General features: G+C 72.0%; 9 protein-coding genes. 6 read left to right on the top strand and 3 right to left on the bottom strand.

All coding sequences use genetic code 11. The features are described from left to right. Positions 1 to 11: 11 nt before the first annotated feature. On the bottom strand, positions 12 to 1124 hold the full coding sequence (locus ACIBG4_RS13150) for a PQQ-dependent sugar dehydrogenase (RefSeq protein WP_397201992.1): 1113 nt from the start codon (positions 1122 to 1124) through the stop codon (positions 12 to 14). A gap of 29 nt (positions 1125 to 1153) precedes the next feature. Between ACIBG4_RS13150 and ACIBG4_RS13145 the strand changes: the two genes are divergently transcribed. From ACIBG4_RS13145 to ilvC, 5 genes are all read left to right on the top strand, one after another. Further along, positions 1154 to 2074, top strand: coding sequence for a 2-hydroxyacid dehydrogenase (locus ACIBG4_RS13145; protein ID WP_397201991.1), 921 nt, complete (start codon positions 1154 to 1156; stop codon positions 2072 to 2074). Positions 2075 to 2251: 177 nt separating this feature from the next. Beyond that, positions 2252 to 4924: a putative bifunctional diguanylate cyclase/phosphodiesterase gene (locus ACIBG4_RS13140; protein ID WP_397201990.1), complete on the top strand. Its 2673-nt coding sequence runs from the start codon at positions 2252 to 2254 to the stop codon at positions 4922 to 4924. Between the two features lie 170 nt (positions 4925 to 5094). Then, entirely contained in the window at positions 5095 to 6870 is a 1776-nt protein-coding gene (locus ACIBG4_RS13135; protein ID WP_310708741.1) for an acetolactate synthase large subunit, read from the top strand. Positions 6871 to 6948: 78 nt separating this feature from the next. After that, on the top strand, positions 6949 to 7473 hold the full coding sequence (gene ilvN / locus ACIBG4_RS13130; RefSeq protein ID WP_310708742.1) for an acetolactate synthase small subunit: 525 nt from the start codon (positions 6949 to 6951) through the stop codon (positions 7471 to 7473). Positions 7474 to 7496: 23 nt separating this feature from the next. Next, a complete protein-coding gene (ilvC, locus tag ACIBG4_RS13125) occupies positions 7497 to 8480 on the top strand; it encodes a ketol-acid reductoisomerase (protein ID WP_310708880.1) in 984 nt (327 codons plus the stop codon). A gap of 44 nt (positions 8481 to 8524) precedes the next feature. Here ilvC and ACIBG4_RS13120 read toward each other — a convergent pair whose 3' ends face one another. Then, the gene (locus tag ACIBG4_RS13120; protein ID WP_397201989.1) at positions 8525 to 9463 is read right to left on the bottom strand and encodes an adenosine deaminase; all 939 of its coding nucleotides are present in this window, start codon (positions 9461 to 9463) and stop codon (positions 8525 to 8527) included. Between the two features lie 107 nt (positions 9464 to 9570). On the opposite strand from ACIBG4_RS13120, the gene ACIBG4_RS13115 reads away from it, so the two are divergent. Next, on the top strand, positions 9571 to 10737 hold the full coding sequence (locus ACIBG4_RS13115; protein WP_397201988.1) for a PucR family transcriptional regulator: 1167 nt from the start codon (positions 9571 to 9573) through the stop codon (positions 10735 to 10737). Here the strand turns inward: ACIBG4_RS13115 and ACIBG4_RS13110 are convergent. After that, the gene (locus ACIBG4_RS13110; RefSeq protein WP_397201987.1) at positions 10690 to 11886 is read right to left on the bottom strand and encodes an amidohydrolase family protein; all 1197 of its coding nucleotides are present in this window, start codon (positions 11884 to 11886) and stop codon (positions 10690 to 10692) included. The genes ACIBG4_RS13115 and ACIBG4_RS13110 overlap by 48 nt on opposite strands. Positions 11887 to 11916: the final 30 nt, after the last annotated feature.

The following is an 11916-nucleotide window of genomic DNA, read 5'->3' as shown; positions in this document are numbered from 1 at the left end:
CCCGCCCGGCTCTACGGGATGCGGAGCGGCACCGACAGGATGCGGTCGTCGCCCCGCCGGGGCGAGCCGCGCCCGTCCTTGTTGCTGGTCGACACCCACAGCGCTCCACCGGGGGCCGCCGCCACCCCGCGCAGCCGGCCGTACCTGTCCGTGAAGCGGGCCACCGGCCGCCCCACCGAGCCGTCGGCGCCCAGCGGCACCTGCCAGAGCCGCTGCCCGCGCAGCGCGCCCATCCACAGCGACCCGCCGGCGTAGGCCAGGCCCGACGGCGAGGCGTCGGAGGTGGGCCAGACCAGCACCGGATTGGTGAAGCGCGGGTCGTCGCCGCGGCCCTCCACCTCCGGCCAGCCGTAGTTGGCGCCCGGCTTGACGAGGTTGAGCTCGTCCCAGGTGTTCTGCCCGAACTCCGAGGCGTACAGACGGCCCGAGGGGTCCCAGGCGAGCCCCTGCACGTTGCGGTGGCCGAGGCTGTACACGAGCGTGCCGAACGGGTTGCCCGGCGCGGGCGCGCCGTCCGTGGTCATGCGCAGGATCTTGCCGCCGAGGGAGTCGCGCCGCTGGGCGAGGCCGCGGTCGCCGGTCTCGCCCGTGGTGGCGTACAGGTAGCCGTCGGGGCCGAACGCGAGCCGGCCGCCGTTGTGGATGACGCCCTTCGGGATGCCCTGGACGATCACCTTCGGCTCGCTCAGCCGGCCGCCGGCGAAGCGGTAGCGGACGATCCGGTTGTCCTGGGCCGCGGTGTAGTACAGGAACACCTGCTCGCCCTTCACCGCCACACCCATCAGCCCGCCCTCGCCGTCGGGCTCCACGCCCTGCACGGTGGCCACCTCGGTGACGCGGCCCTGCGGCGTGACCCGCACCAGCCGCGCCGAGTCCCGCTCGGTGACCAGGGCGTCGCCGCCCGGCAGGAACGCCATCCCCCACGGCACCGCCAGGTCGCGGGCGACCGTGCGCGGCCCGCCCGGCACGGCCGCGTCGCCCGGCGGGGAGGCGGCCCCCGACGGCGCTGCCACGCCGGACTCCGCCGCCACGCCCGCCGCCCCGCCCGTGCCCGAGCACGCTCCTACGGCCGCCGCCAGGCCCGCCACCAGAAGGATCTTCCTGAGCTTCCTCATGTGGTTCATACTTCCCCCCGGGTCGTAAGGTTCTCGGCATGAGGATCTGGGTTCCTTCCGACGCGGTGGCCGATGTCCTGTCCGACCTGCCCGGCGTGGAGTGCGCCGTGTTCGACGGCTCGGGACCGCTGCCGGAGGGCGTCGAGGAGGTCGAGGTCTGGATCCCGCCGCTCGTCACGGTGGCCGACGTGCCGGGGATCCTGGCGCGGATGACGTCCCTGCGCCTGCTGCAGACGGTGACCGCCGGCGTGGAGCCGTACCGGCCGCACGTGCCGGAGGGCGCGGTGCTGTGCAACGCGCGCGGCGTCCACGACGCGGGCACGGCCGAGTGGGCGGTCGGCGCGATGATCGCGGTGCTGCGCGAGTTCCCCGGGTTCGTGGACGCGCAGCGACGCGGCGAGTGGACCTACCACCACACGGGCGTGCTGGCCGACGCGACCGTGCTGATCGTCGGCTACGGCTCCATCGGCGCCGCCCTGGAGCGGCGCCTCGACGGCTTCGAGGTGGACGTCGTCCGCGTGGCCCGCACCGCCCGCGACGGCGCCCGGGGCAGGGTCCACGGCATGGACGAGCTGCCCGCCCTGCTCCCCGAGGCGGACGTGGTCGTCCTGCTCGTGCCCGCCACCCCCGATACGGCGGGCATGGTCGACCCGGCGTTCCTGGCCCGGATGAAGGACGGCGCCGTGCTGGTCAACGCGGCCCGCGGCGGGGTCGTCGACACCGACGCGCTGGTGGCCGAGCTGAAGACCGGGCGGCTGCGCGCCGCGCTCGACGTGACCGCGCCGGAGCCGCTGCCCGCCGGCCATCCCCTGTGGAGCGCTCCCGGCGTGCTGATCACCCCGCACGTCGCGGGCAGCACCCCCGCCTCCGGGCGGCGGCTGCTGCGCCTGCTCCGCTCCCAGCTCCTGCGTCATCTCGCAGGTGAGCCCCTCAACAACGTCATCACCGACGCGTACTGAGAGGAATCCGGAAAGTGGCTGCACCGTGACCTTCGGTGCGTACGGTTGCTTCTACCTAAGATTCCTGACTCACTGTCAAGTAAGTTCTCGGAGCAGATTGGTCCGCGCGGTTATCAGATCGGTGACGACATCGGCGTTGTCACCACCCGGGCCCGCGCGAGCGCACACACTGGCGATGTGGCCGGCGGCCTTCGGCGGTCACTGAGCGAGTTCGAGACGGGATGGGCGACGACTGTGATCCGCTGGCGTGATCCACGTGCACCGCTGACCGCCGCCGCGGCGACCGGTGCCGCTGGGTTCGCGGCTGCGCTCCTTGCGGGCGGTCCGGCCTCGGTGACCGGCGCGGTCGCCGGTGTCCTCGCGGCGCTGCTCGCCGCCGTCTCCCTGCTCACCACCTCGGCACGGCTGAACGACCACCGCCTCGCGGCGACGGGCACCCGCTGGATGGGCGGCGGCGCCGTCGTCTGGGCCGGGGGCGTGGCCCTGCGTCCGGTCGCCGAGAACACCGGCCTCATGGTGAGCTTCGCGGACCTGCTGGTCCTGCTCGGCACCGTCCTGCTGGCCGGCGGCGCGCTCATCGCGAGCGGCCGCTCCCTGCCGGGGACCGTCGTGTTACGGCTCGTCACGGACTCCTACCTGTGCGCCGTCTCGCTGTTCCTGATCGGCTGGGTGGTCGCCCTGCGCAGGGTGTACGAGCAGGCCGATCCCGCGACGTTCACCTTCACCATGCTCCCCCCGATGCTGGCGCTGCTCGTGACCTGCGCCGCGGTGCCGTCGGCGTTCAGGGGCCGGTCGGCGCCGCTGGCGGCGGCCGGGGTGGGGGTGCTGGCCACGACCACGGTCGCCGGGATCGCCGAGGCCGTCGCCCGGCTGACCGACGCCGCGCCGCCCCTGTGGAGCGTCATGCCGGCGCCCATGGCGTTCCTGCTGCTGGCCGCCGTGCCCTGGGCCGCGCGCGAGCAGGACCCGCCGCCCGCCGGCGCGTCCTTCGGCAACGTGATCGCGCTCGTGCCGCTCGTGCTCGTCGGCGTGGCCACCTGCACGCTGCTCGCCCACCTGGCGGGCGCGCGCCAGCTCGCGCCCGTGACCGGCGTCGTGGTGCTCGCCGGCTCCGCCGTCCTGCTGCTGCTCTTCCGCGTGTTCGTGCTGTCGGGCGCCAACGGCCGGCTGCGCCGCCTGGCCGCCCTGGGCGACCGCCAGCTGCGCGAGCTGGCCGAGAGCACCGGCGACGTGGTGCTGGTCTGCGACTACGAGGGCATCGTGCGGGAGATCGGCGCCGGCGTCGAGGTCACCTACGGTTACCGCCCCGACGAGCTGGTGGGCGGCACGATCTTCGAGTACATCCACCCCGAGGACGTCCCCGGCATCCAGGCGGCGCTGCGCGCGATGGGCCTCGACGACGACGGCGCGAGCCCCGGCGCCTGCCTCATCGCCTGCCGGGTACGGGCCGCCGACGGCACCTGGCGGCCCACCGAGTCGGTCGCCACCCGCCACGTGGGCGGCGAGGACCTGCTGCTCGTCACCACCCGCGACGTGAGCGACGAGGAGGCCCTGCGCAACCGGGTCGCCCACCTGACCTTCCACGACGGCGTCACCGGGCTGCCCAACCGCGCCTACTTCGAGGAGCGCACCCGGGAGGTGCTCTCCGGGCGCGCCGGCCAGGTCGCGGTCATCTTCCTCGACCTCGACGGGTTCACCTCGGTCAACGACTCCGTGGGCCACGCCAGCGGCGACTACCTGCTCGGTCAGGCCGCCCGGCGGCTGCGCGGCGCCGTACGGGCCGACGACACGCTCGCCCGGTGGGGTGGCGACGAGTTCGCGGTGCTCGTGGAGACCGGGGGAGAGGCGCAGCTCGCCGTCGACCTGGCCGAGCGGCTGCTGCGGGAGGTCTCCCAGGAGCCGTTCCGGGTGGCCGACCGCGACGTGGCGCTGACCGCCAGCGTGGGCGTCGCCTTCGCCGAGGACGAGATGCCCTCCGGCGACCTGATCCGCAACGCCGACGTGGCGATGGCGCGGGCCAAGGAGCTGGGCGGGCGCCGGGTCGAGGTGTTCGCCGCGCAGATGCACACCGACGTGGTGCGCCGGCTGGAGCTGGCCGCCGACCTCCAGCGGGCGCTCATCGAGCAGCAGTTCGCGATCGAGTACCAGCCGGTCGTCGACCTCGCCACCTCCCGCGTGACCGCCGTCGAGGCGCTGGTGCGCTGGTGGCGCGGCTCGGTGTTCGTGCCGCCCGAGCAGTTCCTCGGCCCCGCCGAGGACACCGGGCTGATCGTGCCGCTGAGCGAGTGGATCCTGCGCGAGGCGTGCCGCGAGGTGGCCGCCTGGCGGGCCTCCTCCTGGGACATCGGCCTGTCGGTCAACCTGTCGGCCCGGCAGATCACCGCGCCGCGCTTCGTGGAGACCGTCGAGGAGGCGCTGACCGAGAGCGGGCTGCCCGCCTCGGCGCTCACCCTCGAAGTCATCGAGGAGATGCTCGTCGAGGACGCCGACGAGACCATCCGGCGCCTGTCGGAGCTGCGCGCCCTCGGCGTGCGCCTGGCGATCGACGACTTCGGCACCGGGTACGCGTCGCTGGCGTTCCTCCGGCAGCTCCCGGTGGACATGATCAAGATCGACCCGTCCTTCGTGTCCGGCCTGGGCCGCGACGACACGCTCACCCTGCTCACCCGGACCATCGTCCGGCTCGGCCACGACCTCGGCCTCATCGTGGTGGCCGAGGGCATCGAGCGGCCGGAGCAGCTCGAACTGCTGCGTGAGATGGGCTGCACCCGTGGCCAGGGCTTCCTCGTGGCCAGGCCGATGGCCGCCCGCGGAGTGGACTCGCTGATGAGGACCAGTCTCACTGTTTGAGACACGCGTCCCATCAAGTTGACATGAACCCGCGATGGGCGGCTATGGTGAGGCCATGCTTCGCATGCAGATCCTCGTAGTACTTCGCCGGCGCGCAGGCCGTTAGCGAAGCACGACGACCTGCGCGCCGCCCCTTGGTCCCGCCTGACGGTGGGGCAGGGGCATTTTTTATGTCCTCAAGAGACAGCCACGCAAGGAACGAGCCGATGACCGAACGGATGACAGGTGCACAGGCCCTCGTCAGGGCTCTGGAGCACGTCGGAGTCGACACCGTGTTCGGGATCCCGGGCGGCGCCATCCTCCCGGCCTACGATCCCCTCTACGACTCGACCAAGGTCCGGCACGTGCTCGTACGGCACGAGCAGGGCGCCGGTCACGCCGCCGAGGGCTACGCCCAGGCGACCGGCCGCGTCGGCGTCTGCATGGCGACCAGCGGCCCCGGCGCCACCAACCTGGTGACCCCGCTGGCCGACGCCTACATGGACTCCGTGCCGATCGTGGCGATCACCGGGCAGGTGGCCAGCAAGGCGATCGGGACCGACGCCTTCCAGGAGGCCGACATCTCCGGCATCACGATGCCGATCACCAAGCACAACTTCCTGGTGACCGACCCGGCCGAGATCGGCCGCACGATCATGGAGGCGTTCCACATCGCCTCCACCGGCCGTCCCGGACCCGTGCTGGTGGACATCTCCAAGGACGCCCTGCAGGCCGAGACCACCTTCTCGTGGCCGCCGGTCATGCAGCTGCCCGGCTACCGTCCCGTCACCCGTCCCCACTCCAAGCAGATCCGCGAGGCCGCCAAGCTGATCGCCGAGGCCCGGCGTCCGGTGCTGTACGTGGGCGGCGGCGTCCACAAGGCGGGGGCCGCTGCCGAGCTGCGCCGGCTGGCCGAGCTGACCGAGATCCCCGTGGTGACCACGCTGATGGCGCGCGGCACGTTCCCCGACAGCCACCCGCAGCACATGGGCATGCCCGGCATGCACGGCACCGTGGCCGCGGTGGGCGCGCTGCAGAAGTCGGACCTGATCATCGGCCTCGGTGTGCGCTTCGACGACCGGGTGACCGGTGACCTGGCGTCGTTCGCACCCGACGCCAAGGTGGTCCACGCCGACATCGACCCGGCCGAGATCTCCAAGAACCGCCACGCCGACGTCCCGATCGTCGGCGACTGCAAGGAGGTCATCGGCGACCTCGTCGCCGCCATCGAGGCGTCCGGCCAGCAGGGCGACTACGCCGCCTGGTGGGCGCTGCTCAACGGCTACAAGAAGACCTACCCGCTGGGCTACGACGAGTACGAGGACGGCTCGCTGGCGCCGCAGTACGTCATCGAGCGGCTGAGCGCGATCGTCGGGCCCGACGCCTTCTACGTGGCGGGTGTCGGCCAGCACCAGATGTGGGCCTCGCAGTTCGTCCAGTACGAGAACCCGGGGACGTTCATCAACTCGGGCGGCGCCGGCACGATGGGCTTCGCCGTCCCGGCGGCGATGGGCGCCAAGATGGGCCGGCCCGACGCCACGGTGTGGGCCATCGACGGCGACGGCTGCTTCCAGATGACCAACCAGGAGCTCGCCACCTGCGCCCTGGAAGGCGTCCCGATCAAGATCGCCGTCATCAACAACGGCAACCTGGGCATGGTCCGCCAGTGGCAGACCCTGTTCTACGACAAGCGCTACTCCAACACCGACCTGCAGTCCGTCCGCCGCATCCCGGACTTCGTCAAGCTGGCGGAGGCCTATGGTTGTGTGGGGCTGCGGTGTGAGCGGCCCGAGGACGTCGATGCCATCATCGAGAAGGCCATGGAGATCAACGACGTGCCCGTCGTGATCGACTTCGTCGTCCACGCGGACGCGATGGTGTGGCCGATGGTGGCGGCCGGCACCAGCAACGACGACATCAAGATCGCCCGTGACATGGCGCCGACGTGGGAGAACGAGGATGAGTAGGAGCGAACCCGACGCACTGAGCGGAGTGGTCGCGACGCAGGAGCGCCCGCGGAGCGAAGGAGGAGCGGTGAGCGACCAATGAGCAGGCACACGTTGTCCGTGCTTGTGGAGAACAAGCCCGGCGTCCTGGCCAGGGTGTCGGCGCTGTTCAGCCGACGGGGGTTCAACATCGACTCGCTGGCCGTCGGCCAGACGGAGCACGACGACATCTCCCGCATGACCATCGTGGTCAACGTGGAGGAGCTCCCGCTGGAGCAGGTCACCAAGCAGCTCAACAAGCTGGTGAACGTGCTCAAGATCGTCGAGCTCGACCCGGCCCAGTGCGTCCAGCGCGAGCTGATGCTGATCAAGGTCAAGGCCGACGCCGACAACCGCTCCTCCGTGCTGGAGCTCGTCCAGCTCTTCCGCGCCCGCTGCGTCGACGTGTCGGCCGACGCCGTGACCATCGAGGTCACCGGCACCACCGACAAGCTCGAGGCCTTCGTCAGGGTGCTTGAGCCGTTCGGCATCAAGGAGCTCGTCCAGTCGGGCATGGTGGCCATCGGCCGCGGAGCCCGTTCCATCACCGACCGGTCCCTCAGGGCACTGGACCGTACCGCCTGAAAGGTTTTATGCAAGTGACCGAGATCTTCTACGACGACCAGGCCGACCTCTCGATCATCCAGGGGCGTCACGTGGCCGTGCTGGGGTACGGCAGCCAGGGCCACGCCCACGCGCTCTCCCTGCGTGACTCGGGCGTCGACGTGCGCGTCGGCCTTCCCGAGGGCTCCAAGAGCCGCGAGAAGGCGGAGAACGACGGCCTGCGCGTCCTCACCCCGTCCGAGGCCGTCGAAGAGGCCAACCTGACGATGATCCTGGCGCCGGACCACATCCAGCGCCACCTGTACGCCGAGCACGTCGCGCCCAACCTCGTCGAGGGTGACGCGCTGTTCTTCGGCCACGGCCTGAACATCCGCTACGGCCTCATCGAGGCCCCCGAGGGCGTCGACGTGTGCATGGTGGCCCCCAAGGGCCCCGGCCACCTCGTGCGCCGCCAGTTCGAGGCGGGGCGCGGCGTGCCGTGTCTCGTCGCCGTCGAGAAGGACGCCTCCGGCAAGGCGCTCGACCTCGCCCTGTCGTACGCCAAGGGCATCGGCGGCACCCGCGCCGGCGCGCTGAAGACGACCTTCACCGAGGAGACCGAGACCGACCTGTTCGGCGAGCAGGCCGTGCTGTGCGGCGGCGTGTCCGAGCTGATCAAGGCGGGCTTCGAGACGTTGATCGAGGCCGGCTACCAGCCGGAGGTCGCCTACTTCGAGTGCCTGCACGAGATGAAGCTCATCGTCGACCTCATGTACGAGGGCGGCATCTCGAAGATGTACTGGTCGGTGTCCGACACCGCCGAGTACGGCGGCTACACCCGCGGCCCGCGCGTCATCACCGACGAGACCCGTCAGGAGATGCGCCGCATCCTCGGTGAGATCCAGGACGGCACGTTCGCCCGGCAGCTCGTCGAGGAGTTCGACGGCGGCCAGAAGGACTTCTCGCGCTACCGCGAGGAGCTGGCGGACAACCCGATCGAGAAGACGGGCGCCAAGCTGCGCCCGATGATGAGCTGGCTCAAGGCCTGACATCAGGGACGCCGGCGCGGGACGCACCCCGCGCCGGCGGGCTCTCAGGAGGCGGGGACGTCCACGGGGACGAACGACGCCTCGAAGGAGTTGCGGGCGATCCGGTCGAGCTGGTCGTCCGTCATGCCCAGCTCGTCACGCAGCGCCCGGTAGTTGTCCTCCACGTACCCGCCGAAGTAGGCCGGGTCGTCGGAGTTGACCGTCACCAGCAGTCCCTCGTCCAGCATCGCGGGCAGGATGTGGTCGCGCAGCGTGGGCACGACCCGCAGCCGCACGTTCGACAGCGGGCACACCGTGAGCGGGATCCGCTCCTCACGCAGCCGCGCCACCAGCTTCGGGTCCTCCATCGCGCGGATGCCGTGGTCGACGCGCTCGACCTTGAGGACGTCCAGCGCCTCCCACACGTAGTCGGGGCCACCCTCCTCCCCGGCGTGCGCGACGCGCCGCAGCCCCTCGCCGGCGGCGATGTCGAACACGCGCCGGAACAGCGACGGCGGATGGCCCACCTCCGCCGAGTCCAGCCCCACGCCGATGAACCGCTCCCGGTACGGCAGCGCCGCGCGCAGCACGGTCTCGGCCTCCTCGGCGCCCCGGTCGCGCAGGAAGCACAGGATGAGGGCGGTGGACACGGGGCTTTCGTCGAACGCCGCGGACAGCCCGGAGAAGACCGCCTCCAGCGGGACGCCGCGCGTCAGGTGCGCCTGCGGGTCGAAGAAGATCTCCGCGTGCCGTACGCCCTGCTGCTCGGCGCGGCGCAGGTAGGCGGCGGCGAGGTCGTGGAAGTCCTGGTCGGTGCGGAGCACCGCGAGGTTGTCGTAGTAGACGTCCAGGAACGACTGGAGGTCGGCGAAGTCGTACCGGGAGCGGATCTCCTCGGTGTCGAAGGTGGGCAGCTCGACGCCGTTGCGCCGGGCGAGCTCGACGACGAGCTCCGGCTCCAGAGTGCCTTCGATGTGCAGGTGGAGTTCCGCTTTGGGGCGCATGGGACCGAGTAAACCGGACCGGGGGCCGTCGCGGTATCGTGCGAACCTCTGAACTGTTGCCCCCTGACCTGGCATAACATCAAATTTCGGGAAATCGGGGGTGTTGCATGAGGCTGGCGGACCTGCCGGCGCGTGACGACATGAGCCTCACCGTCGTGACCGGCCACGACGCGCTCGACCGGGAGGTGCGGCGGGCCTACCCGACCGACCTCCCCGACCCGCGACGCTACCTGCGCTCCGGCGACCTCGTGCTCACCAGCGGCGTCTGGTACGGCGAGCCGTCCGACTGCGACACCTTCGCCGACGCGCTGTGGGCCTGCGACGTGGCGGGGCTGGTCGTGGGGCTCATCGTGCTCGGCGAGCTGCCCGAGGCACTGGTACGGGCCTGCGAGCGGCGCGGGCTGCCGCTGCTGCTGGCCGCGCCGGACCAGTCGTTCGGGGCGATCACCGAGGCGGTCAGCGCGGAGGGGTTCGCCGCCGAGCAGCACAGGGCCGAGCGGGCCCGCGCGCAGACGCTGCTCGACGTGCTGGGGACGCAGCAGCTCGCGCCCGGTGAGGTCTCGGCCCACCTGCGGCTGCTGGGCGCCGACCCCGGGCTGCCGACCACCGCCATGGTGGTGAGCGCACGGGTCGCCGGACACGACCTGCCGGCCATGCTGCACGAGGGCCTGGCCAGGAAGGGGCGGCACCTGGTCGTCGGCGGGCGGCCGGACGAGGCGGTGGTGCTGGTCAACGGCCGCGCGACGCGCAAGAGCCTGACCGAGGAGCTGCGTGCCCTAGCCGCCGCGCGGCCCGGACTGCGGATCGCGGCCGGGATCAGCGAGGCGGCCACCAGCGTGTCCCAGCTCGGTGAGGCGCTGGAGACGGCGCGGCGCGGCATGGAGTCGGCGCTCGACGGCGAGGGACCTGTCTCGGTGATGTCCGTGGCCGACGTCGCGAGCTTCGACCTGCTGCTCGCGGGACTGCCCGGCGGGGTGCGGCGCACGTTCCGCGAGCACGTGCTCGGGCCGGTGGAGGAGTACGACGCGCGGCACGGCTCGGAGCTGATGCGCACGCTGGACGTGTTCCTGGAGACGTGCGGGTCGTGGCAGCGGGCCGCGGACGAGCTGTACGTGCACGTCAACACGTTGCGCTACCGGATGCAGCGGATCGAGGAGCTGACCGGGCGACGCATGTCGTCGATGCGTGACCGCACGGACCTGTACCTGGCGCTCAGGTCCGTGACGTCACGGCCGAGGGCCGGGGAGGGCGCCCGCGACGAGCCGGCCCCGTGACACCACGGCCACGATGTTCTCGGTGGCCAGGTCCTCGATGCGCTCCCACGGGCGGCCGCGCAGCACGACCAGGTCGGCCCCCAGCCCCGGCGCGATCCGGCCGACCGGCGCGCCGATCGCGTCGGCCGCGTCGGAGGTGGCCGCGCGCAGCGCCGACTCGGCGTCCATGCCGAGCACCTCGGTCATCCGCACGACCTCGGCGAGCTGGTCGCCGAACTGCACGTGGTGCCCGTTGGCGTCGGTGCCGAGCACGAACCGCACGCCGAGCCGGGCGGCCTCGGCGAGCAGCACGTCCCGTCTGGCCACCAGCTCGGCGGCCTTGGCCATGGCCTCGGGCGTCACCGGGACGCGGCCGGCGGCGATGGCCTCGTTGATCAGCAGCGTGGGCGCGACCGGGGTGCGGCGCGCGGCCAGTGTCTCGGCCAGGTCGCGGCTCATCAGCGTGCCGTGCTCGATCGAGTCGACGCCCTCCTCGGCGGCGACGCGGATGCCGTCCTCGGAGTGCGCGTGCGAGGCGACGAGCATGCCGAGCGCGTGCGCCTCGTCGACGACGGCCCGGATCTCCTCGCGCGTGTAGTTGCGCCAGGCGTTCTTGTCGCCGATCGACAGCACGCCGCCGCTGGTGGTGAGCTTGATGCCGTCCATCCCGGCCCGTGCCCAGGTGCGTACGAGCTTGCGGCACTCGTCGGGGCCGTCGGCCGTGGGCTTGCGCTGCGGGAACGCCGGGGGCACGAACAGGTCGTTGTGGCCGGCCGTCATGCCGACGACGCCGTGGACCTGGACGCGCGGGCCGGGCAGCACGCCGGTGTCGAACGCGCGGCGCAGCGCGATCTGCGCCTCGTCGCCGGCCAGGTCGCGCAGCGTCGTGACGCCGTTGCGCATGGCTCGCTGGGCGTGGGCGGCGCCGTGCAGCACCTGCTCGTCGCGGGTGGTGACGAGCGGCCAGGTCGCGAAGTCGGGCGGCGGCCGGTGCGGGCCCGCGTACCCGACGAGGTGGACGTGCGTGTCGACCAGGCCCGGGATGACGCACAGGTCGTCGTGCCGCTGAGCGGCGGGCCGTATCTCGCCGATGCGGTCGGGCTCCCAGTCGATGTCCACCGGGCCGCGCGCCTCGGTGCCGTCCCAGAGCAGGATTCCGTCAAGTCTCATTCTCGTCCCAGCCTCGTCTCCTCGCCGACG

The sequence above is a fragment of the Nonomuraea sp. NPDC050383 genome (genome assembly GCF_044459125.1).
In the GTDB taxonomy this organism is placed as follows: Bacteria; Actinomycetota; Actinomycetes; order Streptosporangiales; family Streptosporangiaceae; genus Nonomuraea.
The sequence above is the reverse complement of the archived record's forward strand: the minus strand, read 5'-3'. Positions and strand labels throughout refer to the sequence as shown.

Coding starts and splice junctions, on each gene's coding strand:
- ACIBG4_RS13150 (WP_397201992.1), bottom strand. CDS start 1,124: ATGAACCACATGAGGAAGCTCAGGAAGATCCTTCTGGTGGCGGGCCTG.
- ACIBG4_RS13145 (WP_397201991.1), top strand. CDS start 1,154: ATGAGGATCTGGGTTCCTTCCGACGCGGTGGCCGATGTCCTGTCCGAC.
- ACIBG4_RS13135 (WP_310708741.1), top strand. CDS start 5,095: ATGTCCTCAAGAGACAGCCACGCAAGGAACGAGCCGATGACCGAACGG.
- ilvN (WP_310708742.1), top strand. CDS start 6,949: ATGAGCAGGCACACGTTGTCCGTGCTTGTGGAGAACAAGCCCGGCGTC.
- ACIBG4_RS13120 (WP_397201989.1), bottom strand. CDS start 9,463: ATGCGCCCCAAAGCGGAACTCCACCTGCACATCGAAGGCACTCTGGAG.
- ACIBG4_RS13115 (WP_397201988.1), top strand. CDS start 9,571: ATGAGGCTGGCGGACCTGCCGGCGCGTGACGACATGAGCCTCACCGTC.
- ACIBG4_RS13110 (WP_397201987.1), bottom strand. CDS start 11,886: ATGAGACTTGACGGAATCCTGCTCTGGGACGGCACCGAGGCGCGCGGC.